This window comes from Sporocytophaga sp., from assembly GCF_017745095.1.
In the GTDB taxonomy this organism is placed as follows: domain Bacteria; phylum Bacteroidota; class Bacteroidia; order Cytophagales; family Cytophagaceae; genus Sporocytophaga.
In genome coordinates this window covers 115,023-137,699 of the sequence record NZ_JAGHZZ010000002.1, presented here as the reverse complement: position 1 = coordinate 137,699, position 22,677 = coordinate 115,023, and the positions used below count along the sequence as shown (strand labels likewise).

Here is a 22,677-nt window from a genome sequence, read left to right as displayed (position 1 = left end):
TGATAAAAGGTAAGACGAAAAAGCCCCCGACATTCGGGGGCTTTTTTATGCTCATTAGAATAGATTGAGTGTTTGTAAATTTAAAACACTGCATGCTGGGTGTTTTTTGCTTTAAAACTTGGCTTTGATTTTTTTAAATAGCTTTTTAATTTTTTGAATATTGTCACTTTCTTCAGGAGAATCATCTCCTATAAGATATCCTAATGGTTTTAACTCTTCGACTTGATCGAAAATAATTTTTAGTATACCTATTAATGGAATAAAAAGAATCATCCCGAAAATTCCCCAGATTAAACCTCCCAGGATTAAAGCCATAATCGTTGATAAGGCGTTAACTCTTACCTGAGAACCTGTAATGAAAGGAGTGAGCAAATTATTCTCTATTACCTGGTTAAACCAAAGGGATCCTAGTACAATGAGTGCAGGTCCGAATGCATTTTTAGTTACTAAGGTCATAATAAAAGGGAGGAGGCTACCAATGATAACTCCAACATAAGGGATAACATTGAGAAGTGCTGCCAAGCATCCGAAAAAGATTGCATTGTTTACACCCAATAGCAGCAGTACTGAAGAGTTCATGACTGCAAGGATTAATATCACAATGAATACCCCTGTCAGATATCTCTGCGTTACTTTACTTATCTGATTCAGTATGATGGTGTTTTGTTGATGAAGGGGCTTTGGACTTACCATCAGAATGAAATTGAAGAATTTATGGCGGTAATAAAGAAAGAAGAAAGTATAGACCAATATAAGGCCAAAAGTAGCAAGCCCTCCAAGAAATCCTGTGATCAGGGTAGTGCTGCTTTGAAGAAGGGATTCTGTTTTTTCCCTGATTATTTTACTTTGTTTGGCTTTCTCCATTCCAAACTTGTTTTGAACATACTCCTGTATGTCATCAAAAACCTGTTTGAATTGTTGTTCAATTTCTTCCAGGTTATTTGCAAGGTTAAAACCTTGCATAGATAACAATGTAGTAATTCCCATAACAACAAGCATAAATAAAGCAATGCAGAGGATTATGGAAATTGCTCTTTTTATTCCAAGTGATTCAAGTTTTCTTGCAACAGGTAGCAGTAGCATAGCCAAGAGACAAGCTATTGTAACAGGAATTAAAAAGGGACGGGCTAAATATAAACCACCAATAATCAGAAAAGCACTAAATAAGAGGCGATTTATATTTCTAAATTTTAAAATTGCCATGAAGTATCAGTTATTATTAGAGATAAGATTTCCCTATTAAAAAAGTTTTAATAGATATTGACTGGACCATTACAGGAAAATGTATTTGCGAAATTTGATTTTGAAATACAGTTAATTAAGGGTGTGAAATATTTTGCTTAATTTCAAATTATATACGGAATGATATTTTCTAAAAAATGTTTAATTTCGTTAAATATAAAAGTGATTTATGAAAGTAATTAAGAAAGATACAATCATTAAAGTAGGGGATATTTTAAGAAATCCGGAAAATACAGAGCAGTGGGAAGTGTTGAAAATTGATGGATTTAAATTTCTTGTTAAAAATCCTAAGACAAAAGCTCAGGGAACACTTCTGAAAAATGAATTGCTTGCTAACAATTGGACTGTCCAAATTATGGATGACCGCAACTATTATTAATATTAATAGCTTTGAAGGCTTAAAAATACTAAAAGAAAGAGTCTGGATAACCTGGACTCTTTTTTCTTATTACAAGATTGCTTTTATCAATTACGCAGTCAGGTCCTCCCCAACAAAACTTTAAATATCTTCTTAATTGAAGGTTAGTCATTCAACAACTAATTAGTTTATAGTTGTTGTTACCTCTTTTTTTATTCAATATCAGAAACTTTCGCCGTTACATCATAATATTTTCTTTAATCAAAATCTTTACAAAATTTTCCATTGAATTGGGTTTTTCTCTTAAAATTTGAATTCGTCCTGGGATTATTAAGCAAAGCAATTGAAAAGGATAGTGATATGAATTTTATGGAAGAGCAAAATAATTTTATAATGCTGCTATAAAATGGTGGTAAGAATATTGTCCTCTTAATTGACCTTTGCGGCAAGAGACTTTAGATGATCAATATAATTATGATTGAATGGTTTATGGAGAATTGTCTTAACGCCAAGATTTTTTGCTCTTTCTATGTCCTTGTTTCGAGTAGTAACAGTAAGAACAATAATTTCAGGGCATTGGCATAACGTGCCTTTTATCTGATTGAATTCTTCAAGAAATTCGAATCCATCCATGATAGGCATGAACAAATCCATCAGGATAATTTGAGGAAATGATTGTTTGCCATTTTGTAATCGGAGAAAATCAAGAGCTTGCTCCCCATCTTTTACACTATGTAGTTGTTCTGAGATCTGGTAACGGGAAAAGAATTTTGTTGTAATGAAATTACAAATGTCGTCATCCTCAATTAATAAAATGGATTTAAACTTTTCCACGCAGGCGTTAAAAATATAGTTCTGGAAATTTTAAACAAGTGTGTGGAGCTTGGGCTTTATGCTCCTGGGAACCGCCATCCCCCGATTCACATAAAAAAACCAAGTCCACACATGTAGTGAACACTAGTTTCCTCCGGTGAATCTTTATAAGGCGGTATTTGGAGCCGGAATAACTAATGAAAAGCATTAAAGTTATGTTCAAATATATGGTTTTTATCGATAAAAAGGAACTAATATATTTCAATCATGATGAATTTTACGAAGCGTTTTTCTTTTGGGTTAGTTTATAGGATAATAAAATGTTAAGATAATCCTATTTTAATGTAATATTTTTACAGCGAATTGATTTTTGCTTTTAGAAATCGACAAATAAAATTTTATGCCCGATCAAATTAGTATTTTAAAGCAGACTGAATCATTACGAATTCGTTTAAGTTGTCCAGATTTATAACCCCTGTAAGTACACCATTATTTAATACAGGAAAATATCCTGTAGGGTCCTCTTGAACAAAGTGATAAATCTTAGAGATTTGGTCATGCTCATTAAAAGTTTTGAAAGTGGTTTTCATAATGTCTTTTACAGGAGCAAGAGGATTATAGGATCTAAGGCTGCTGAATAATGATTCTCTTTTTATAATGCCTTGAATTTCTGAATTGTCAGTAATGATGAAATTATGGTCCCATCCTTCGAGCAGCTTGTCTGCGGCCTCTTTGATGGTTGTTTGCGGGTTGATGGTGATAAAGTGTTTCATCATAGCTTCTTTCACAACATGTCCTCTAAGAAATTCCATCTGTTGTACAGACATATTTTCGGCATACGCTCCAAAAAATATGAATGCAGCAATAAACATTAATAAAGGGCTGTAGAATAAACCAAGGAAAAAGAAGCCGACTGCTACAAACTGCCCTAAGCGTGAGGCGATTTTAGTTGCTCTAAACCTACCGATTTTTATAGCAAGCAGAGCCCTTAGTATCCGGCCTCCATCCATAGGAAAGGCAGGGATGACGTTAAATATTACTAATGTAACATTTATCCAAAACAAGCTTTGAAAAAAAGTATCTGCTGAAATAATATTAGTACGATCTTCTGTCGGAATTACTTTATCTCCTAGTATAAGATAAAGCACAAGAGCTATGATTACATTTACCATTGGACCTGCAACGGTAATCCATAATTCTTTTTTGGGATCTTCAGGTATACGTTCAATGCTAGCCAGACCACCGATAGGAAGGAGGGTGATCTTTTTGGTTGCTATGCCGAATTTCTTTGCTGTCAGCGCATGGCCAAATTCATGCAATAAGACACAAATAAATACTGTTAAGATAAAACTAACAGTCAGCAATATTTCTGGAGTTGTTGCTCCTTGTCTATAAGCGGAGAATCCGATCCATAGAAGCAACAGGAGAAATGTCCAGTGTATTAAAACTTTGGTTCCGGCGAATTTACCAATGTATAAAGACCATCGCATAATATATGAAGGTTAATCTAAAGAGTTAACCTTCATATTTATTGATTTGTTAAATCAGGATTTTTTCTTTTTATAAAAACCCAGAGCTCTTCTCATATCTTTGCCATAGTTTACAAGTAATTCTTCACCGGCTTTGATATCTTTGATAGCTGTAATCTCTACACGTCTTCCTGTAGATTCAAATTTTACATTGGCTGTTTTTCCTGAATTAAAAAAGTCACAGATGTAACGGGCAATTCCAGCAGAAGTTTCTCTCGCATCTATTACTGTAGATTTGTTCAATGTCATTGCATATGAGCCAAAGCCATCATCTCCGTATCTGTCTTGAAATACTTTAGTGGAAATGTGCTCACCTGTATACTCCATCAAGGTAGTACCTTTTTTCAGATCTCTGTCTGTATAAAGGCCATACCCGGCTCCTTCTATGCCTGACTTGGCAACGTAAAAGCCAGTAGTGATTTTGGTATGGTGATTACAGTAAGGGTGTGTTTGTGTAGTCTTTTTGCCGCATTCACCCTTTTCGGTTTGATAGGTGCAAGTGGTAGTTACTTTAATAGTATGATTTTTCATTCAATCCTGAATACAATTTTGTACAGTAAATTTGATAAAAATATTGCATTATTTTAAAAAGCTGCTTTAAAAATCTATTGAATTTTTTGAAAGTAAAGTCTCTGTGCAATCTTTTAATGGAGTATTTTCAATTACTGAACGTAAAATATTGTTTACATTTTCTGCGTCTTCCAGGATTATGGAATGACCTCCCGGAATGCAATACGCATTTTTAATTTTTCTTATAGGAAATACTCTATCAATTTCTCCATGGATCCGCACCAGAGATGAGGGCAACACTGTATTTCTCCACTTTATCAGTGCATGAATGGCCCACTGAATAAACTGTATATCGGAATGCTTTAGCATATCCAGAAAAATCTCCTTTCCTTGATCAGTCTGGAGCCCCATACTGTATAATATAAACTTTTGAACAATGGCATTGCTATGAGCAGACTTAGGAGTCATTTTGTACAAGGGAAGGCGGGAAAAGAGTTTTAAAAGTAATGGGTACTCCTGATATGTCGGTACAGAGCTGATGAGTATTGTTTTCTGAGGAGGTAATTTCTTGGCAATTTCTACAGCTATAATTCCTCCGAATGATACACCTGCAAGAATAAACTCCTCATTGGTATTAATACCTTCCGAAAGTCTTCCCGAATAATCCTCAATGGATTCTTGTGCGTAAGGAGTTATCCATTCAAGTACTTCCATTTCAAATCCAGCAGTTCTTTGGTTTACAAAGAGATCTTTGTTGGCCCCCATCCCGGGAATGAAATAGATTTTAGGTAGTTTCATTTGTTAGGAACTGATCTAGGCTGGTATGGTACATAATAAACTTAGAAATATTTCCATGCTTACCCTTTTCAATTGTTACAAAACAATCTGTTTTTTTTAGGTATTGCTTAAGTCTAAACGCTTGTTCATAAGGAATAAGTTCATCTTCAGTACCATGGATGGCTAATATAGGACATTGAATTTTGGTCAGCCATTTATAAGTGGGAAGCTTGTACCTGAGTATAAGCTTAACTGGGAAAAAGGGCATTTGTAATCTTGCCATTTCCTGCATACTGTAATAAGGTGTTTCCAGTATAAGTTTCTCCGGTTTCTTCTGAATAGCAAGCTTTGCGGCAAATCCGGATCCTAATGATCTTCCATAGATTATTATTTTTTTTCCAGGCTCTAACCTTGAAGCATATTCATACATGAGAGAAGAATCTCGGTAAAGGTCTTTTTTAGAAAGTTTTCCTGTGCTTTTCCCATATCCCCTATAATCAAATATGAAGAAGCTAAATCCTCTTGAAAGAAATATTTCGGACACTTCCGCCCAAGTTCTCATAGATCCGGCATTCCCGTGAAGGTAAAATATGATTCCTTTACTAGAAGGGTGTTGAAAGTATAGTGCGTTGAGTACTGCGTCTTTAGTGGTAATGAACAGTTCTTTATATGGATGCTTAAACTTAAACTCAAAAGTTCTGGATAATTTTTCAGGTAAGAAGATGAATTTTTCCTGAAAAAACCAGACGGCTGTTGTAGCTACCAGATAAAGAACTGCCAGAAATATCAGTAAGAGAATTAAAAGTTTCATATTCCTATTCCTCCGTTTATATGAAACGTAAATTAAACTTACTGGTTCAAATAGTTATACTAATGGTTCCTGCTGGCTCAAACAGTGGAAGCTTCCTAGTCCCCAGATGATATCTGTACTGTTCAATCCTATGACTCTTCTGTCAGGGAATGCCTTTGTTAATATATCAAGTGCTTTCTGATCATTTTTGTCATTGAAAACCGGCACTGTAACAACATCATTTGCAATGTAAAAATTAGCATACGACGCAGGAAGTCTTTGATCTTCGAAAATCACAGGAGCAGGCATTGGTAGTTCAACTATATTTAGTTGTTTGCCGTTCAGCAATCTCATTTTTTTGAGATCTTTAAGATTCTCTTGTAATAACTCGTAATTGTCATCCTGTTTATTTTCTTCTACAACAGTTACTACGGTGTCTGAATTTACAAAGCGAGTTATATCATCAATATGTCCGTCAGTATCATCTCCGACGATCCCATCATTAAGCCATAGAATTTGTTCTATCCCGTAGTATCTAACAAGGAAATTTTCGATTTCTGCTTGAGAAAGGTGAGGGTTTCTATTTTCGTTAAGCAAACAAGCCGTAGTTGTAAGTACCGTTCCTTGTCCGTTGAACTCGACAGAGCCTCCTTCCATTACAATACCAGGATTGAAAACCGGTAAATTATAATGTTTCCCAATTAAAGTCGGAATTACATCATCCTTGTCAAATGGAGGATATTTGCCCCCCCACGCATTATAGCCCCAATCAACAATAACCTTTTTTATGTCAGCCTTAGGGTTTACAAGAAAAGCAGGGCCATGGTCTCTGCACCAAGCATCATTTGTGGGCTGTATGAAAAAGCGGATATTCGAAAAGTCAGCGCCTACTGCCTGAAGGCAAGCTTCTGCTTTTTTCTTCATTGCTTCATCATTTACATTGATGTTTACAACTTCTCCCTTGGCGACTTCTTTAATAAAGGTGCAGTATACCGGATAGATAGATTCTATTTTTCCCGGCCAAGATGCTTCTTTATGAGGCCAGCTCAGCCAGGTAGCTGAATGTTTAGCCCATTCTGCGGGAAAAAAATATCCCAGATCTTTGGGATATTTTTGAGTTATTTCCTGATATAAATTAGTCAATGAATCTTCTTGTAATTTGCTCATAAGAATCTATTCTTCTATCTCTCAAGAATGGCCAGTGGGTACGATAATATTCTGACCCTTCCAGATCAATTTCCTGTACGTGTATTTCCTCTTCCTTGTGTGGGGCCTGATAAAGAACTCTTCCAAACGGATTAGATACAAAAGAGCCTCCCCAGAATTGCATTGGTCCTTCAACTCCTGTTCTGTTTACAGCAACTACATGAAGTCCGTTTGCAACAGCATGGCCTCTCTGAATAGTCTGCCATGCATTATATTGTTCTTCATTGACTTCTTTGGTCTGAGTTTCAGCCCAGCCTATTGCAGTGGGGTAAAATAGAATTTCAGCTCCCATTAAAGAAGTGATTCGGGCTGCTTCAGGATACCACTGATCCCAGCAGATAAGCACTCCGATCTTTGCAAATTTCGTTTCAAAGATCCTGTATCCGGTATCTCCTGGAGTAAAGTAAAATTTCTCATAATATCCCGGATCATCAGGGATATGCATCTTGCGGTATTTACCAAGATAGGCACCATCGGCATCAAGAACGGCTGTAGTGTTATGATACAAACCCTGGGCTCTCTTTTCAAATAAAGATGCTATGATCACAACTCCCAATTCCTTTGCTATTTGCGAAAGAGCGTCAGTGGATGGGCCTGGAATTGATTCTGCAAGTTTAAAGTTTTCATGCTCTTCCACATCGCAGAAATAAAGAGAGCGAAACAGCTCCTGGAGACAGATGATCTGAGCACCTTTAGCTGCAGCTTCTTTAATTTTTTCAATGGTTTTGCTGAAGTTTGCCTGCGGATCTTTTTCGCAGGAAAGCTGTACAAGTCCGATTTTTACTTTCTTACTCAAGGCTGAAAATGATTTTGAAGGCGAAATTACAAGAATTTTACGGAAGGTTAACCAGGGTGTGGAAAATTAGGTTCAATTTCTACTATAAGCTTACAACTCAATAGATTTTAAATATGGTGTAAGCTGTTTTACCAAAATTTCACTATCATCTTTTGCAACCTGAACAGTAATACTGCAGATTGCCTGAAAATCCTGACTTAAAAAGTCTGTAGAAAAGCTTTTCAGCACCTTCATGACCTCATTCATTTTTTCATATTCAAAGGCCATTGTAACCACGACTTGTTCTGTTTTTTCGATCTTCTCTGCATTTTTCAAAGCTTCCTCTGCAGCCGTTTTATATGCTTGAATTAGTCCGCTTTTGCCGAGCTTGGTACCTCCAAAATAGCGAACTACTATTACAATGGTATTCGTTAATTCTAAAGACTTTATCTGATTAAATATAGGATCTCCCGCAGTATGAGCAGGTTCTCCGGCATCATTTGCTCTGAACTTTTGCTCAGAAAATCCTATTCTATAAGCATAGCAGATATGACGGGCATCATAGTACTCTTTTTTAAATCTCTCAAGTATATCCTTTATCTCTGTCTCCGTAGATACAGGGAATGCAAATGATATGAACTTACTGCCTTTCTCTTTGTATAATCCTTCTGACGGACCTTTTATTGAATAATAAATATGTTGCATTAAGATAAAGGAGACAGAATTTTAAGGAGGATTTCGTAAAAATCGTTTTACTTTCCTTTTTTTAGATATTTTTCAGCTTCGTCAATTACTGAAGTGTACTCTGCCAGTTCCAGAGCCCTTTGGTAATAGGCTTTTGCTTTATCACTTTCTCCGCGGCTTTCTGCTATTCTGGCAAGACCTGCGTATGCAAAACTCACGTAGTCTTTATTAGGAGTGTTTATTTCAGGAGCCATGTTAACGGCTCTCAGGTAGAAAGCTTTAGCATGTTCAGGTCTTTTTTTCCCTTTTTCATTGATGATTCCCAGAAAGACATAAGATGCCATTTCAAAGTATTTTTTTCCGCTGCTTCTAAGGATCAAGGAAAGTCTTTCTGCTTCCGAATAATCATCAGTTCCCAGAAGGGATTCAATATGTCTTGATAAAAAGTAAAGGTTATTGGGATACTTATTGAACAGTAGAGTTGTATACTTAAGAGCTTTTTCGGGAGTATTTTGATAGCGCAAAAATATATTTGCCAAATAATGGTTGGCCTCCACTTTTGAAAACAAAGAATTTGCAGCAGCTATCTCAAGTTCTTTTATTCCTTTCTCTTTGCCTCCTGCGGAGAAAAATACCATAAAAGGTCTAAAGACTGGGTGAGTCTCAGGGAATTGTTCCACATAAAAGTCATATAAACCTGTAGTAAAGTAAAATTCATTGAAAATGTCTTTCAGGCTAAATCCGGTTTTTACATACTCATATGTTTTTTTGGCATTGTTCACAGCCTTCATTGTTTCTTTCATTTGAGAATGATAATGGGCTAGTGAACTGTAAATAGCCAGGGAAAAAAATACCCCTTCCGGATCTTTGTTATTTTTGGTAATTCGGGCCTGTGCCTGTTGCAAGGCGGCATCAAGGTATTTAAGATACTCTCCCGAATTTTCCTTAAACGTATTGAAGTAATACATTTTCCAATAAAGGTTCATCCCTTTCAGGAAATTATAAGCAGGATGTGTTGGATATGCAGCTTTTACCTCCGATATAACTTCATCGGCTTCGTCAAATTCAAAATTATAGGTTAAATCCATTGCCTTTAAAATGGTAGCCTTGATTTTTTCATCTTTAAGCATCGATTGGCCTGAAGCTTTAAGACTTAAAGTCACCATTAAAATTATTCCGGTAATATGGACTAAAATAACTCTCATTCGTCAAAACTTATCCTGAACCTTTCCTTGCAAACCGCACGGAATATATGCTTTTTTTCTCTAATGACCTTTGGTGTTTAGCGAAAATGACTTAGGGACTCAATTTTTTATTACGGAAAAATAATACCCTTTAGCGGAAAAATATCCTATATAATCCCTATATAATAAAAAATGTTAATTATAATGAATATTTAAAATATAATCGACTGGTTCTTAGTAGGTGTCTGGTTTTTGAATTTTTAATGGTTGTTACTTTTAATGAAAAACAGATGTATATGCCATAATTAAATAAGGGATAAAGTTTACTACCTCCTTCAAAAAGGTATATATAGAAAGTTTACATTTATTAATTTGCTGTGTAAAAAAGATTAGTCAATTTTTCATATTTCCCTATTTATAGCGGTTATTTGCGGAAAAATTGTTTTTATTTAAGAATTAGTTGGATAAGTGGATTTAATGGATATTCCCAGAATTATAGATTTTCAAAAGATAGGCAATCCGGAAATTGGATATATCTCTGTAGCAGAACCTAAAGGAGAGTTACCATTTCCAGTAAAAAGGGTATATTGGGTTTATGGAACACCTGAAAATTCTGAAAGGGGAAACCATGCTTCCAAAACGGGAAAGCAGGTATTGGTGATTGTAAACGGTGAAGCCGAAGTGATTCTGGAAAATCCTGAGGGGAAAATTACCACTTTTAAACTGAATGATCCCAATACCGGATTGTATGTGCCGCCTCTTCACTGGAAACAGATAAGACTTTCAGAAAAAGCAATTATTTTAAGTCTTGCATCTTCAGAATTTGATGAATCAGATTATCTAAGAGATTATAAATTGTTTAAGTCCTTTGTTGCAGTTCAGAGACGATAGTACTTTTTCTGTCCAAAATTCCTTTGAGGGATTTCTTTTTAACTCTATTGAACAAATTCATTTTCAATCTTCAGGTTATCCATTCTGTTCTTTAATTCTGTTTGATAAAGAAAAGTCTGTTGCGAGATTACGTATAACTCTGTTTATTAGTGATTCAGACGCCACAAGCCCCTTGAAGGCTCCTTTCGGTGGTTTTGAATTTGATAATACTATTGGCACAGAAGATATTTTTCATTTTTTATTTGAACTTGAATTCTGGCTTCTCAAAAGAAGTATACAAAAAATTCATATTGTATCGTATCCCTATTGTTATAATAGGAGACACAGTGAACTGGTAACACATTGTCTTTTGAAAAAAGGGTTTGTTATTTCTGAACACGATATGAATTTCCATCTTGAGATTTCTTCACAGGGGGATTTTGAGTCTGGCTTAAATCCTTCAGCAAGGAGGAGATATAGGAAATACAGAGATTCATTTCAGTTTTGTATCGAAGATAATCCTGATATAGATTCTATCTATAGCCTGGTGAAACAAAACCGGGAAATTAAAGGGCATCCTGTAACTATTACTCCTGAGGGATTGAAAAATCTCTATCAGACATTTGAGAAGAGCTTTAAGACCTTTTTGCTGAAAGATGGAGAAAAGGTCATAGGATCGGCATTTGGCGTAAAGATTTCTGGTCAAATATTATATTACTATCTGCCTGCAGATTCATATGGGTATAAGAGATACAGTCCTTCAATTAGTATGATTGGCCATATTTATAATTACTGCAGAGAATCTGGTATCACTCTATTTGATTTAGGGATAGCAACAAGTAAGAGCGTTCCAAACTTTGGCCTTATAAAATTTAAGCAAAATATGGGAGGGAAGGTTTCATTAAAACTTTCCTTTGAAAAAAATCTTTTGTGTTAATTTTGAGAACGCAGAGGGACGGTTTCTATAAAAAGATGTAATTTCAAATCCAGGAATGAAATTTATTAAGTCATCTTTGTGGACCGGTATTTCCGTGGGGGCGAAAACGATTGGAAGTGTAATCGTTAATAAAATCATTGCTCGCTTTTTTTTGCCATCAGATTTTGCACTTATATCTCATTTCCAGAACCTGATGAATATCATTCTTATGATTCCCTCGGATGGGATCAATAAGGGGTTGGTAAAGTATTTATCAGATAAAGGCCTGACAGAAAATGAGTATACAAAGTATCTTGGTACAGCTATCTTACTTAATTTAATTGTATTTATAATAGCAGCCATCGGCTTGGTTATTAAATATGATTATCTGGAAAGCCTCTTTATTACTGGGAATATTAGTCCTCGTCTGTGGATGGTTTTATTTCTCGGAGTTATAGTAATCAACCTAGTCAGCTATTTCTCATTTTCTATATTGTTATCTGCCCAGAAAATAAAAACCTATGTATTATTGACGACTCTGTCAACTTTGCTGCTTGTAGGTTTGCTTTATGTTATTTCCCTCTTCAAGAACTTTAGTGCTGTATTATTGCTCTTAGGAGCAGGTCCAGCACTATTATTCTTTCTCAGCATATACATTGCTTTAAAAGATCTAACCTACAAATTCAGATTTCATTTTAGTCTGGGAGCTATAAAAGACCTGAGTGGTTTTATACTTATGGCAGCCAGTATGGTATTATTTGCAAGGGTTGTAGAGTTTGTGGTGAGGATCATTGCTTTTAATGAATTCAGTGTATATGATACCGGCCTATGGCAGGCTGTTGTTAAGTTTTCAGATTATTATGCCATTGCATGTACTAGCATCTTGTCAGTTGCTTTTTATCCTAAAGCTTCGGAATTAATGCATAGACAACTAGCTCTGAAAAAGTTTGTCTGGCACGTATTGATAGTTGTAACTCCTTTTGCAGTCATCACTTTAGCATTCATTTATTTTTTTAAATCAGAAATCCTGTATTTTTTCTTTGATGAAAGTTTTGTTGCAGGGGCTTATTTATTTGATTTCCAGGTTGTCGGTGATCTGTTTAAAGTATATTCTTTTGTATTGGCATTTTTGCTTTCTGCTCAAGCTAGAACCTGGATGTTTATTTGTATTCAAGCGTTATCTGCAGCGGTTTATCTGGTTTCGATCTATTTGCTGATACCGGTATTCGGGCTGGAAGGGTTTTCAATGGCACATGCTGTACGCTTTTTGATCTATTTGCTCGTTCTAGTTTATATACAAAGGAAGCTTCTTTTCTCATGAGTAACTTGCCATTGGTTTCGGTCATCTGTCTTTCATATAATCATGAAAGATATATTAAAGAGGCGCTAGAATCTTTATTTCGCCAGACTTATGAAAATATTGAAGTGATCATTGTAGATGATGCGAGTGAAGATAAATCATCTGAAGAAATAGAGAGAATGATTTCCGGAAGGGAAGTGAAGTATATCAGAAATGAAATAAATCTTGGAAACTGTCGATCATTTAACAAGGCTTTTGCTCAAAGTAAAGGATGTTATATTATAGATTTCGCTCTGGATGATGTGTTGAGTCCGGGTAGGATTCAAAATCAGGTAAATTTATTTGAACACCTTGGAGAAAGCTTTGGCGTAGTTCATTCTGATGCAACAATTATTGATGAAGAGGGGAGTTTTCTATGCAAGTGGAGCGACAAACATGTAAAGATCGATAATGGATTGGTATTTGAATCAATATTGAAAAAAAGCTTTATTTGTCCTCCGACCATGATGATCAGGAGAGACGTGCTGGAGTATCTTGGAGGCTATGATGAATCTCTTGCTTATGAAGATTTTGATTTTTGGGTTAGATCATCTTTAAAATTCAAATATTTTTATTCTCCAGATAATCTAACTGTGAAACGTGTGGTAAAAAAATCGTTGTCAACAAAAGGAGACCAAAAAGGAAATAACAAGATTCAGGCATCTACGGCAAGGGTTTGTGAAAAGGCAAATTGGCTGATAAAAAATGACGCAGAAAAAAAAGCACTTAAAAAAAGGATATTACTTGAAATGCGGCATGCTTTATTGGTGCAGGCTTATGATGCTGTAAAGGTTTATTATAAGATTTTAAAAGAAATGGAGGAAGTTGGTTTAAGGGCTTTTTTCATAAGTAAATTAGCAGAAATAAAAGCCCCGACTTTTTTATTTTACAAACTTTATAAAAAGTTATCGTAAATCTATAGAGATGAAGAAAAGACTATTGGCTACAAAAGTATTAATGACCTTGAGTTTATTTGCTTCTGTAGGCACCCTGTTTACAGTGAGGATGGACTGGGGAGAACCATATCCTTTTTTTCACTGGAAATTATTCAGTCAGCCGACAGGATGGGATTTACAAGTCCATGAGTACCGACTTTACGGAAAAACTAATACAGGCGAATATATCAGAATAAAAAACGAACAGAGGAAAACTTTTTCAAGTGACGATATCAATTATCTGGTAAGTTATCTTATGCAGCTTTCAGATGTGAAAACAAGGAATGAAAAGCTGAGGATACTATGCAGGTACATTGCTCCGGAGTTTAAAAGTTACAGAGTGGTGGAGGAGATTTACAATCCTCTTGTAATAATGAATGACTTTGAAAATTATGAAAGAAAACCTGTTGTCGAGATTTATTGATTTTTTTCGAATAGAGAGACATTCGCACCACTATGGTGACAAGGAAGAAAAAGAACTTGCCTTCAATTTCTATTATGCCGATAGATGTCTGAGGATTTTTACATTTTTCTGGTTATTCTACCAGGTCTATATTTATTTTCAGCTTCAGGATAGACCCAAGGAATTATTCATACGAATGAATTATTTCTCCAAATTATTCATACCTGAATTTCCATCCTCGGCTTATTTCTTTAGTATTATTATCGTTGCTTTAATTTCTAATGGTTTTTCTATTAAAAATTCAAGCTCTATATTGAATAAAGCAATATTGCTATTTTGTATAATGTGGTTCACTTGTCTGAAATGGAGCTACGGCTTTGCATCACACGTAGGACATTTTTTTATACTTACTAATCTCTTTTGTTTATTTATTCCAGCTAAAAGTACAGATTCCTCAAACCTAGGTTTTCAAATAAGTGCTATCAGGTTTTTCTTTTTTGGATTAATGGTCACATATACCATATCTGGAATTTGGAAGTTAGGTGGATTAATTCAAAAGCTTGTTTTTCATTCACAAGTAATTCACTGGTTGCATCCTCAGGCCGCATTAGTTAATGCAGTTTCAGGATATAGATTCTGGGATAACCAATTAGGTTTTTTGCTCCAGGCTTATGATTATCCTATTATTTGGCAGATACTTTTTTTGGTTACATTGTATCTGCAGCTCATTAGTTTTACTGCTACAGTCCGTTTGCCTTTATTTTATTGGATTGGCTTGGCGACTATCATCTTTCATATTCACAACATAGTGTTTATGAGAACGGAATTCTATGTAACTCCAACGATCATCGCAATACTTTTTTTCCCATATCATCTGATATTAAAAAAGAAATCAGCAACTATAGAACATTTGAATTTTGAAATTCAAAAAAATGGAGAAGGGAAGGATTTTAAATACAAAAGGATTTACGAGAACGGAATATCTGATGAGTTTACTGGCTTCCATGCATTCCGTGAACAATGCAGGGATAGCAGAAAGTGGTATTATGGCTTTTTGTTTTTCCCCGGTATTTCTCTATTTGCTAACCTCTATTTTTTTGTTAAAAAGTAATTTACTTTTTAACAAAAAGTCATATTCATAATATTGATTATCTTCTGGTATCTTCATTAATAAGCATGCTTAGATAGCTTTCATACCTGGATAAAGCAATTTCACCTTTTTCTACCTGTTGAATAATGGTGCATCCTGGCTCGTTGAAGTGCTTGCAGTTATGAAATCTGCAATGCCCCAGAAGTTCTCTCATTTCAGGGAAATAATGGCTGATTTCTTCTTCCTCCATATCAAAGATCCCAAGTTCTTTAATTCCTGGAGTATCAATAATGTAGGTGCCAGGTTCCAGTTCAAACATTTCGGCAAAGGTAGTAGTGTGTTTGCCTTTTAGGCTGAAATCTGATATGTCCCCGGTTTTAAGTTCGAGGTCTGGAGCAATTAAATTGACAAGGGAAGATTTACCAACTCCTGAGTGGCCGCTTATAAGACTTTTTTTATTTTTCAGAATATTTTTGAATTCTTCAATACCTTGGCCTGTTTGTACAGAAGTCAATATGCACTTGTATCCCAGGCCTTCATATATGTTTATAAGATCCTGTTGATAAGCATAAAGGGCTTCATCGTATAAGTCTATTTTATTGAAGACCAAAACGGCCGGTATTCTGAAAGCTTCACAGGAGACAAGAAATCTGTCAATGAATCCCAGTGATGTTCTTGGAAGTACAAGTGTAACAACCAGAATACTCTGGTCTATATTTGCTGCAATCATGTGACCATGGCCTGTCTTATGGACAGACTTTCTGATCATGTAATTTTCTCTTGGATGAATTTTTTCAATGAGAACAGTGCGTTCAGCAGTATTCTCAATGGTAAAATCAACATAATCCCCCACAGCAATGGGATTGGTTACTTTGAAGTTTTTCAGTTTGAATTTGCCGGGAAGCCTGCCCTTAAAGATCTCTTTTTGATCCGTTATTATTTCATACCATGATCCTGTGGATCTCATTATCATTCCTTGCATATTCAGCCCTGGATTTTATCTTTAAATAAGAGAATCTTGTAAGTCTCTTTTATTTGTTCAGTAATAAACCTGAATAACCAATTATTTTATCAGTAGCGCCTTTATTGGCTTCTATATAGTTTTTATTTTTATTGATGATTTCCTGATGAATGTTTTGGCTATTCATAACTTTTAGAAAAGCATTTTCAAATTCTGTAGCAGATGTTATTGAAAAAGCTCCTCCAATGCTTATCAGGTCCTTTGCTTCCTGAAACTTTCTATAGTTAGGACCAAAGAATAATGGTAATCCAAAGGTTGCTGCTTCAAGCGTATTATGCAATCCTTTTCCGAATGCACCACCAATATATCCAAAATCACCATAGGCATAAACACCAGACAAGATACCTATACAATCTATTATCAGCACTTGAAAATCACTTACGTGTTCCTCTTCAGCCTTAGTATATCTTATACTTTTAAGTTTACAGCTTTGCATAAAATTATTAATTTCATGCTCATGAATTTCATGTGGTGCTATTATAAATTTTAAGTCTTTAAGACCTTTGTTGATTAATGGCAATAAGATTTCCAGATCTTTTGGCCATGTACTTCCAGCAATAAAAACTTTTGAATTATCCTTAAATGATTCAACAATCGGGAGAGGCTTGATTGATTTTCTAATCTCCAGAACTCTGTCAAAACGAGTATCGCCGGCGATTTCACCGTTATTAATTTGATGTTCTGTAAGCAGATCCAAAGATTCTTTATTCTGGACAAAAATTTTAGAAAGCCTATTAAGGATTGCCAGATAGAACTTCCCATAAGGTTTAAAGAAAAGCTGGTCCTTTCTGAAAATTGTAGAAAATGAGATCACAGGGATTCCAGACTCACTCAGGTATTGGATGTAATGATGCCAGAACTCATATTTAACAAAAAAAGCAATTTTAGGTCTCGTAATTTCAACAAAAAGCTTTGCGTTTGCATGAGTATCGAGAGGCAGGTATTCAATAAAATCAGCTTTGGGATAATTTTTCCTGATTTCATAACCACTTGGAGAAAAGAAGGTCAGGAGAATCTTGTATTCGGGAAATTTTTCCCTGAAATTTTCAAGTACAGGTCTGGCCTGCTCAAATTCACCTAATGAAGCACAATGAAACCAGGCTACCGGAGCTTTATTATTGTCAAATTTAACTGCAAGTTTTTCTTTCCACTTTTTCCTTCCTCTAAGCCATAATTTAGCTTTGGAATTAAATGGTGAAATAATGAAAATGAGCAGATAGTAGAGATAAATTCCGGCGTTATAGAATATAATCATTGAGGATACTAAAATGACTAAAAGTCATCTTCTAAGTGAAATTTTTTATTTATTTTAGGAGGTTAAAATTAACGAAAAAAGACGAATCTAATTACCATAAAGGTTTATTATGAATAAAGAAAAAGTCAGCTATAAAGATGCCCTCAATCTTGCTGTCATTGTTGCCGCTTTAGGCTATTTTGTAGATGTTTATGACCTTGTTTTATTCCTTATAGTAGGACTAAAAAGCTTGGAAGACTTGAAAATTCCTGGGGAGCCGGTGAAAAATTTCCAGTTTTTACTGAATGTTCAGATGATCGGTATGCTGATAGGGGGAATATTCTGGGGAGTTCTTGGAGATAAAAAAGGACGTCTTTCTGTACTTTTCGGATCTATATTGCTTTACTCTCTTGCAAATCTTGCCAACGGAATGGTGGCCCAGATCAGTGAATTCACAGGTTTCTCTCCAATGGAGACTTATGCGGTGCTGCGATTTTTAGCCGGCCTAGGACTGGCAGGAGAGTTGGGCGCGGGGATCACGCTTGTTTCAGAAACAATGCCTAAAGAAACCAGGGGGTATGGTACAATGATAATTGCCTCCGTGGGTGTTACAGGAGCGGTAGTAGCTGCACTGGTAGGCAAAATAGGATGGGAGTTGTCATATTTTATCGGTGGAGGATTAGGTATCTCTCTTCTCTTGCTTCGAATTGGGGTTTTTGAATCGGGAATGTTTCAGGGCCTGACAGAAAAGAAAGTGAAGCAAGGAGAGTTTATGATGCTTTTTCAAAATAAAGAAAGAGCAATTAAATATTTAAACTGCATTTTAATCGGACTGCCAGTATGGTTTATCATAGGAATTCTAATTGGACGTGCGGGATTGATTGCAAAAGAACTAGGAGTGCAAGGAAAGATAGAGCAGGGCTATGCAGTAATGCTTTGTTATGGGGGGTTAGTTTTCGGAGATCTGTGTAGTGGGATGATGAGTCAGGCTTTGAAAAGCAGAAAAAAAGTGTTTTACTTTTTTTACTTGCTATCAACAGTGATTATCGTCTTTTATCTAAGACAATATAATGCATCTGTAGCAACATTTTATATGTTTATCTTCAGCTTAGGATTTTCAGTAGGTTTCTGGGCAATCTTTGTAACTGTGGCTTCAGAACAGTTTGGTACAAATATTCGTGCTACTGTTACTACTACAGTACCAAATTTTGTCAGAGGTTCCCTGGTGCCTATTTCCATTTTGTTTGACTATCTATTAGAAAAGGAATTTGGATTGATTAATACTAGCTATATAGTAACTGGAATAATAATAGTGATATCCTTAATAGCTTTATATAACCTTGATGAAACTTTCGGAAAAGATCTTGATTATCTTGAAGATGAAGAAAGCGGAAAGCTTAAAGCGGAAGGCATAAAGCTAAAAGCGTAAAGCTGAAAAAGTGTTAAAGTTGAGAATACCATGAAGCAATGAGAAGCATTTGTTTTTATCGAAAAGCCCTGCAAATACGGATTTGCAGGGCTTTTTACTTTAAGCTTTTGGCTTTCAGCTTTCAGCTTAAATTAATGTTTCGCCAAATAATCAGCAACACCTTCTCTTGATGCTTTCATTGCATCTTTACCTTCTTCCCAGTTTGCAGGACAAACCTCACCGTATTTTTCGTTATGACGAAGAGCATCAACGATTCTGATTGCCTCATCTATGTTTCTACCAAGTGGAAGATCGTTTACTAGTTCGTGTCTTACTATACCGTTTTTGTCAATAAGGAAAGTTGCTCTGTAAGCAATTGGAATACCTTTGAATTCCATCATTCCTTCTTCGTTATATTCATATTCACCAGCAAGTACACCATAGTTTAATGAAATTGTCTTTGCAACGTCTGCAACGATCGGATAAGTTACACCTTGAATACCACCTTGAGCCTTAGGAGTTGTAAGCCAAGCCAGGTGAGAGTTTTCAGTATCTGTAGAACATCCTACAACAGCCACATTTCTTTTTTCAAATTCTGCCAGTTTTTCCTGAAAAGCAAGGATTTCAGTAGGGCATACAAATGTGAAGTCTTTTGGATAAAAGAAAAAGATTACATCTCTTTTTCCCAAATACTGTTGAAGGCTGAAACTTTCAACAATTTCTTCTCCGTTAATTACCGCCGGAGCATTGAATAAAGGAGCTTTTCTTCCTACTAATGCCATGATTATTTCTAAAGTTTTAGGTTAATATTAGTTAATTTGATTTTCTACCATGTCGATTTTTTCTCCATGAATCTGGATCTTAAAATCCTTAATTTTTAAATTCGGGATGCTTTTTTTGTTTAAAAAAGCAATAATCAGATCCTGCAACTCTGAATCGTAAAAGTCAACTATTTCTTTCGTATCAGTATAATAAATATGATGATGTGAACTTAGATTAGCATCATACCTGTCACTGCCAGTTTCGGAAAGGACTTTCTCCGCAAGTCCCGTTTGTACAAATGTATCAAGTGTCTTGTATACTGTGCCTAAAGATATGCTGGGATTATTGATTTTTAGTTTATCAAAAAGAAGTTCTGCTGTAGGATGCTCAAAAGAATTAAATAGCAGATGATAAATCACAATTCTTTGATGTGTGGCTTTTAATCCTTTCCTTATTAGTAATTCTTTTATTTCAGAAAAACTTTTTTCCATGTTCCCTCTATGTATTTTAAATAGGAATAATTCCTATTTAAGAATTTTTAGAAAGACAAAAATAGACGGATTAAAAGAAAAATCAAATGGTAGATAAACAGGAAGGGGATAAAACTAAAAAAAGCCCTGGTGAAAGGGCTTTTCCTAGAAGAAATTAAACAGGTTATGAATAAAATTATTTAGTGTATTCTGAATATTAATACAGAAACGTTACAAAATGTAACCAATTGCTTTAAAAAAAGATTCATAAAAAAACCTCTGCGAGAGAGGTTTTTTGAAAATTCTTTAAATATTTTAAATGAATGTTAAAATTTTACTTTTTTAAGTAAGTGTTGAGTCATGGCTAACTTTTCCATTTCAACTTTTTTATCTGCTAATTGTGAGGTGTCCATTTTTTTGTGAAGAATAGAAATACCCAGAAGCACAAAGAGACAAAATATTTTTAACAGAAATCTCAAATTTGACATAACCTCTATATTAGGCCTACAGAATTTTAATTTTAATACCTGAAATTAATAAAAGGTAACTTAAAAAAGAGTTTTTATTAATTTTCTCATACTAAATTTAGTGAAAAGTGTCTAAAATTATTAATAAATTTCAATTTATTCGATAAATAGTGTTATTATTTATTTGACCATATTTATAATTTGCTGATAATGAAGAAAATTTTATTTGTCTGTTTGGGAAATATTTGTCGTTCCCCAATGGCAGAAGGTGTTTTTAAGAAAGTGATTGAAAATAAGGCTGTAGCAAATAAGTTTTATTGTGATTCTGCAGGGACCTCTGCCTATCATATTGGTGCTCTGCCGGATGAGCGAATGCGGGCAATAGCTCAAGAACGAGGAATTATATTGGATCATTGTGCAAGACAAATTACAGTTAAAGATTTTGATGACTTTGATTATATCCTTGCAATGGATACTTCTAATTACAACAATATCAGAAACCTTACCAAGGATAAATCCAGACAAGATAAGGTCTTTATGATGAGAGCATTTGATTCGGATAAAAGTACTATGGATGTTCCTGATCCGTATTATGGTGGCATGTCTGGATTTCATGATGTTTATGAGATCCTCTGGAGATGTTGCAATAATTTTTACAATTATATTTCAGAAGAGCAAAAAATCTAAAAGTGGAATGGACGATTTTGTTAATCTTATAAAAGAAGGTATTAAGGAAGAAATATATGCAATTATACCTGTCGGTGGTGGAAGTATTAACAATACTTATAAAGTAACAACTTCCAATAAGACATATTTTGTAAAGATTAACAAAAGTATACCAGAGGATTTTTTTGAAAAGGAAGCGGAAGGCTTGAGTTTATTATCAAAGACAAACAAGATCAGGACTCCTGAAGTAATTTTCATAGGAAAGAATCTATTGATACTGGAGTTTATTGAAAGGGGAAGAGAATGTAAAGAATATTGGAGTAGTTTGGGGCATCGCCTTGCTGAGATACATAAAGTTACTGCCTCTTCATTCGGATTAGATAATAACAACTATATAGGTAGTCTTGAACAGCTCAATGGCTGGTTCAGCAATTGGCCTGAATTTTTTGTGGAAAGAAGGCTTTTACCACTAGCTCATCGTGCACTAGAAGTTGGAAGACTTGAAAGAAGAGGAATAGAGCTGATTGAACAACTTTCTAAGAAAATCAAAGACCTTTTAGTTCATGAAAAACCATCATTACTGCACGGAGATCTCTGGAGTGGCAATGTAATGGCAGGATTCTCAGGGGAACCTGTACTTGTAGATCCTGCAGTATATTATGGAAACAGGGAAATTGAAATTGCTTTTACGACTTTGTTTGGTGGCTTTGATTCCTCATTTTATGAGTCTTACCAAGATACCTTTCCTCTGGAGAAATATTTTGATAAAAGGAAAGATCTTTATAATCTCTATCCATTGCTGGTTCATGCAAATTTATTTGGCGGTGGTTATTCCAATTCAGTGATGACTATCCTCAGAAGATTTGCCTGAGTACTTTTGTCTGATCTGAATTCTTTGAATCTGCCTTTCCACCATTTTTTGAGCAAGAGTTAAACAGAGCTCTTCTCCGGCTTTTTCTTTAAATGCAGTTTTCACAATATTTTCATTTACATCAAGTCTGTAAAGGATCTGAAACAGCTTCTCTGGCTGGCTTTGCAAAAGTTGTGCAATAGCTCTGCCTAGAGCGGATATAAGGTCATCTACTGAGCTATTTAAATCATTTGGAGTTGAAAGACCAAACTCCTGTCTCAGACTAATTCCTGCAAGGTGTTCAATTTCTTCTTTGTTGGCTGGCATTATATATAAGGAATGGTATAAGGACCAAATCTGCTTGCAAATAAGTAATTA

The 22,677-nt window shown here is 35.1% G+C and carries 25 protein-coding genes; 10 read left to right on the top strand and 15 right to left on the bottom strand.

The annotated features are described in order from the left end of the window. Positions 1 to 111: 111 nt before the first annotated feature. Positions 112 to 1,203 carry an AI-2E family transporter gene (locus J7604_RS03330; RefSeq protein ID WP_293891011.1) on the bottom strand — a complete coding sequence of 364 codons (1,092 nt, stop codon included), beginning with the start codon at positions 1,201 to 1,203 and terminating at the stop codon, positions 112 to 114. 208 nt (positions 1,204 to 1,411) lie between these two features. Here J7604_RS03330 and J7604_RS03325 point away from each other — a divergent pair, with 208 nt between their 5' ends. Next, positions 1,412 to 1,621, top strand: a complete 210-nt coding sequence (locus J7604_RS03325) for a hypothetical protein (RefSeq protein WP_028981972.1) — start codon at positions 1,412 to 1,414, stop codon at positions 1,619 to 1,621. 408 nt (positions 1,622 to 2,029) lie between these two features. Here J7604_RS03325 and J7604_RS03320 read toward each other — a convergent pair whose 3' ends face one another. From J7604_RS03320 to J7604_RS03280, 9 genes are all read right to left on the bottom strand, one after another. Continuing rightward, the gene (locus tag J7604_RS03320; RefSeq protein WP_293891007.1) at positions 2,030 to 2,434 is read right to left on the bottom strand and encodes a response regulator; all 405 of its coding nucleotides are present in this window, start codon (positions 2,432 to 2,434) and stop codon (positions 2,030 to 2,032) included. 392 nt (positions 2,435 to 2,826) lie between these two features. After that, positions 2,827 to 3,903 (bottom strand): site-2 protease family protein, encoded by a 1,077-nt coding sequence (locus J7604_RS03315; protein WP_293891004.1) that lies wholly within the window; start codon positions 3,901 to 3,903, stop codon positions 2,827 to 2,829. 54 nt (positions 3,904 to 3,957) lie between these two features. Continuing rightward, complete coding sequence (locus tag J7604_RS03310) at positions 3,958 to 4,473, bottom strand: SET domain-containing protein (RefSeq protein WP_293891001.1); 516 nt, start codon at positions 4,471 to 4,473, stop codon at positions 3,958 to 3,960. 66 nt (positions 4,474 to 4,539) lie between these two features. Next, positions 4,540 to 5,250 carry an alpha/beta hydrolase gene (locus tag J7604_RS03305; protein ID WP_293890998.1) on the bottom strand — a complete coding sequence of 237 codons (711 nt, stop codon included), beginning with the start codon at positions 5,248 to 5,250 and terminating at the stop codon, positions 4,540 to 4,542. Beyond that, positions 5,237 to 6,040, bottom strand: a complete 804-nt coding sequence (locus J7604_RS03300) for an alpha/beta fold hydrolase (protein WP_293890995.1) — start codon at positions 6,038 to 6,040, stop codon at positions 5,237 to 5,239. The genes J7604_RS03305 and J7604_RS03300 overlap by 14 nt, the downstream gene beginning before the upstream one ends. Positions 6,041 to 6,094: 54 nt before the next feature. After that, the gene (locus tag J7604_RS03295) at positions 6,095 to 7,186 is read right to left on the bottom strand and encodes an agmatine/peptidylarginine deiminase (protein ID WP_293890992.1); all 1,092 of its coding nucleotides are present in this window, start codon (positions 7,184 to 7,186) and stop codon (positions 6,095 to 6,097) included. Next, positions 7,155 to 8,021: a carbon-nitrogen hydrolase gene (locus J7604_RS03290; RefSeq protein ID WP_293890989.1), complete on the bottom strand. Its 867-nt coding sequence runs from the start codon at positions 8,019 to 8,021 to the stop codon at positions 7,155 to 7,157. The genes J7604_RS03295 and J7604_RS03290 overlap by 32 nt, the downstream gene beginning before the upstream one ends. A 90-nt stretch (positions 8,022 to 8,111) precedes the next feature. Continuing rightward, complete coding sequence (locus tag J7604_RS03285) at positions 8,112 to 8,705, bottom strand: YigZ family protein (RefSeq protein ID WP_293890987.1); 594 nt, start codon at positions 8,703 to 8,705, stop codon at positions 8,112 to 8,114. Positions 8,706 to 8,752: 47 nt separating this feature from the next. Continuing rightward, complete coding sequence (locus tag J7604_RS03280; protein ID WP_293890984.1) at positions 8,753 to 9,889, bottom strand: lipopolysaccharide assembly protein LapB; 1,137 nt, start codon at positions 9,887 to 9,889, stop codon at positions 8,753 to 8,755. Positions 9,890 to 10,345: 456 nt separating this feature from the next. Between J7604_RS03280 and J7604_RS03275 the strand changes: the two genes are divergently transcribed. The 6 genes from J7604_RS03275 to J7604_RS03250 are packed head-to-tail and all read left to right on the top strand — an operon-like array spanning position 10,346 to position 15,442. Further along, positions 10,346 to 10,759, top strand: a complete 414-nt coding sequence (locus J7604_RS03275; RefSeq protein ID WP_293890981.1) for an FdtA/QdtA family cupin domain-containing protein — start codon at positions 10,346 to 10,348, stop codon at positions 10,757 to 10,759. After that, positions 10,737 to 11,675 (top strand): GNAT family N-acetyltransferase, encoded by a 939-nt coding sequence (locus J7604_RS03270; RefSeq protein WP_293890978.1) that lies wholly within the window; start codon positions 10,737 to 10,739, stop codon positions 11,673 to 11,675. The genes J7604_RS03275 and J7604_RS03270 overlap by 23 nt, the downstream gene beginning before the upstream one ends. Before the next feature lie 55 nt (positions 11,676 to 11,730). After that, positions 11,731 to 12,975, top strand: coding sequence for a hypothetical protein (locus J7604_RS03265; RefSeq protein WP_293890975.1), 1,245 nt, complete (start codon positions 11,731 to 11,733; stop codon positions 12,973 to 12,975). After that, the gene (locus J7604_RS03260) at positions 12,972 to 13,907 is read left to right on the top strand and encodes a glycosyltransferase (protein WP_293890972.1); all 936 of its coding nucleotides are present in this window, start codon (positions 12,972 to 12,974) and stop codon (positions 13,905 to 13,907) included. Before J7604_RS03265 ends, J7604_RS03260 begins: the two co-directional genes overlap by 4 nt. Positions 13,908 to 13,917: 10 nt before the next feature. After that, positions 13,918 to 14,352: a hypothetical protein gene (locus J7604_RS03255; protein ID WP_293890969.1), complete on the top strand. Its 435-nt coding sequence runs from the start codon at positions 13,918 to 13,920 to the stop codon at positions 14,350 to 14,352. After that, the gene (locus J7604_RS03250; protein WP_293890966.1) at positions 14,321 to 15,442 is read left to right on the top strand and encodes a hypothetical protein; all 1,122 of its coding nucleotides are present in this window, start codon (positions 14,321 to 14,323) and stop codon (positions 15,440 to 15,442) included. Before J7604_RS03255 ends, J7604_RS03250 begins: the two co-directional genes overlap by 32 nt. 37 nt (positions 15,443 to 15,479) lie before the next feature. Here the strand turns inward: J7604_RS03250 and rsgA are convergent, their stop codons facing one another. Beyond that, positions 15,480 to 16,388 carry a ribosome small subunit-dependent GTPase A gene (rsgA, locus tag J7604_RS03245; protein ID WP_293890963.1) on the bottom strand — a complete coding sequence of 303 codons (909 nt, stop codon included), beginning with the start codon at positions 16,386 to 16,388 and terminating at the stop codon, positions 15,480 to 15,482. Between the two features lie 64 nt (positions 16,389 to 16,452). Continuing rightward, on the bottom strand, positions 16,453 to 17,697 hold the full coding sequence (locus J7604_RS03240) for a glycosyltransferase N-terminal domain-containing protein (protein ID WP_293890960.1): 1,245 nt from the start codon (positions 17,695 to 17,697) through the stop codon (positions 16,453 to 16,455). 109 nt (positions 17,698 to 17,806) lie between these two features. On the opposite strand from J7604_RS03240, the gene J7604_RS03235 reads away from it, so the two are divergent. Continuing rightward, the gene (locus tag J7604_RS03235; RefSeq protein WP_293890957.1) at positions 17,807 to 19,105 is read left to right on the top strand and encodes an MFS transporter; all 1,299 of its coding nucleotides are present in this window, start codon (positions 17,807 to 17,809) and stop codon (positions 19,103 to 19,105) included. A 131-nt stretch (positions 19,106 to 19,236) separates the two neighbouring features. On the opposite strand, the gene J7604_RS03230 is transcribed toward J7604_RS03235, so the two are convergent. Both J7604_RS03230 and J7604_RS03225 read right to left on the bottom strand, forming a co-directional pair. Beyond that, complete coding sequence (locus J7604_RS03230) at positions 19,237 to 19,866, bottom strand: peroxiredoxin (protein WP_293890954.1); 630 nt, start codon at positions 19,864 to 19,866, stop codon at positions 19,237 to 19,239. Positions 19,867 to 19,893: 27 nt separating this feature from the next. Further along, the gene (locus tag J7604_RS03225; protein WP_293890951.1) at positions 19,894 to 20,337 is read right to left on the bottom strand and encodes a Fur family transcriptional regulator; all 444 of its coding nucleotides are present in this window, start codon (positions 20,335 to 20,337) and stop codon (positions 19,894 to 19,896) included. Between the two features lie 656 nt (positions 20,338 to 20,993). Between J7604_RS03225 and J7604_RS03220 the strand changes: the two genes are divergently transcribed. Together J7604_RS03220 and J7604_RS03215 are read left to right on the top strand one after the other, a co-directional pair. Beyond that, complete coding sequence (locus tag J7604_RS03220; protein ID WP_293890948.1) at positions 20,994 to 21,470, top strand: low molecular weight protein-tyrosine-phosphatase; 477 nt, start codon at positions 20,994 to 20,996, stop codon at positions 21,468 to 21,470. A 7-nt stretch (positions 21,471 to 21,477) separates the two neighbouring features. Beyond that, entirely contained in the window at positions 21,478 to 22,320 is an 843-nt protein-coding gene (locus J7604_RS03215) for a fructosamine kinase family protein (protein ID WP_293890945.1), read from the top strand. Here J7604_RS03215 and J7604_RS03210 read toward each other — a convergent pair. Beyond that, positions 22,288 to 22,626, bottom strand: a complete 339-nt coding sequence (locus J7604_RS03210) for a hypothetical protein (RefSeq protein ID WP_293890942.1) — start codon at positions 22,624 to 22,626, stop codon at positions 22,288 to 22,290. The genes J7604_RS03215 and J7604_RS03210 overlap by 33 nt on opposite strands. Positions 22,627 to 22,677: the final 51 nt, after the last annotated feature.

Bases quoted from the DNA above. Each gene is read 5' to 3' on its own strand.
- J7604_RS03235 (WP_293890957.1), top strand. From the start codon at position 17,807: ATGAATAAAGAAAAAGTCAGCTATAAAGATGCCCTCAATCTTGCTGTC.
- J7604_RS03225 (WP_293890951.1), bottom strand. From the start codon at position 20,337: ATGGAAAAAAGTTTTTCTGAAATAAAAGAATTACTAATAAGGAAAGGA.
- J7604_RS03255 (WP_293890969.1), top strand. From the start codon at position 13,918: ATGAAGAAAAGACTATTGGCTACAAAAGTATTAATGACCTTGAGTTTA.
- J7604_RS03215 (WP_293890945.1), top strand. From the start codon at position 21,478: ATGGACGATTTTGTTAATCTTATAAAAGAAGGTATTAAGGAAGAAATA.
- J7604_RS03280 (WP_293890984.1), bottom strand. From the start codon at position 9,889: ATGAGAGTTATTTTAGTCCATATTACCGGAATAATTTTAATGGTGACT.
- J7604_RS03305 (WP_293890998.1), bottom strand. From the start codon at position 5,250: ATGAAACTACCTAAAATCTATTTCATTCCCGGGATGGGGGCCAACAAA.
- J7604_RS03310 (WP_293891001.1), bottom strand. From the start codon at position 4,473: ATGAAAAATCATACTATTAAAGTAACTACCACTTGCACCTATCAAACC.
- J7604_RS03325 (WP_028981972.1), top strand. From the start codon at position 1,412: ATGAAAGTAATTAAGAAAGATACAATCATTAAAGTAGGGGATATTTTA.
- J7604_RS03250 (WP_293890966.1), top strand. From the start codon at position 14,321: ATGAAAGAAAACCTGTTGTCGAGATTTATTGATTTTTTTCGAATAGAG.
- J7604_RS03295 (WP_293890992.1), bottom strand. From the start codon at position 7,186: ATGAGCAAATTACAAGAAGATTCATTGACTAATTTATATCAGGAAATA.
- J7604_RS03275 (WP_293890981.1), top strand. From the start codon at position 10,346: ATGGATATTCCCAGAATTATAGATTTTCAAAAGATAGGCAATCCGGAA.
- J7604_RS03240 (WP_293890960.1), bottom strand. From the start codon at position 17,697: ATGATTATATTCTATAACGCCGGAATTTATCTCTACTATCTGCTCATT.
- J7604_RS03285 (WP_293890987.1), bottom strand. From the start codon at position 8,705: ATGCAACATATTTATTATTCAATAAAAGGTCCGTCAGAAGGATTATAC.
- J7604_RS03210 (WP_293890942.1), bottom strand. From the start codon at position 22,626: ATGCCAGCCAACAAAGAAGAAATTGAACACCTTGCAGGAATTAGTCTG.
- rsgA (WP_293890963.1), bottom strand. From the start codon at position 16,388: ATGAGATCCACAGGATCATGGTATGAAATAATAACGGATCAAAAAGAG.
- J7604_RS03330 (WP_293891011.1), bottom strand. From the start codon at position 1,203: ATGGCAATTTTAAAATTTAGAAATATAAATCGCCTCTTATTTAGTGCT.
- J7604_RS03220 (WP_293890948.1), top strand. From the start codon at position 20,994: ATGAAGAAAATTTTATTTGTCTGTTTGGGAAATATTTGTCGTTCCCCA.
- J7604_RS03230 (WP_293890954.1), bottom strand. From the start codon at position 19,866: ATGGCATTAGTAGGAAGAAAAGCTCCTTTATTCAATGCTCCGGCGGTA.
- J7604_RS03260 (WP_293890972.1), top strand. From the start codon at position 12,972: ATGAGTAACTTGCCATTGGTTTCGGTCATCTGTCTTTCATATAATCAT.
- J7604_RS03265 (WP_293890975.1), top strand. From the start codon at position 11,731: ATGAAATTTATTAAGTCATCTTTGTGGACCGGTATTTCCGTGGGGGCG.
- J7604_RS03315 (WP_293891004.1), bottom strand. From the start codon at position 3,903: ATGCGATGGTCTTTATACATTGGTAAATTCGCCGGAACCAAAGTTTTA.
- J7604_RS03300 (WP_293890995.1), bottom strand. From the start codon at position 6,040: ATGAAACTTTTAATTCTCTTACTGATATTTCTGGCAGTTCTTTATCTG.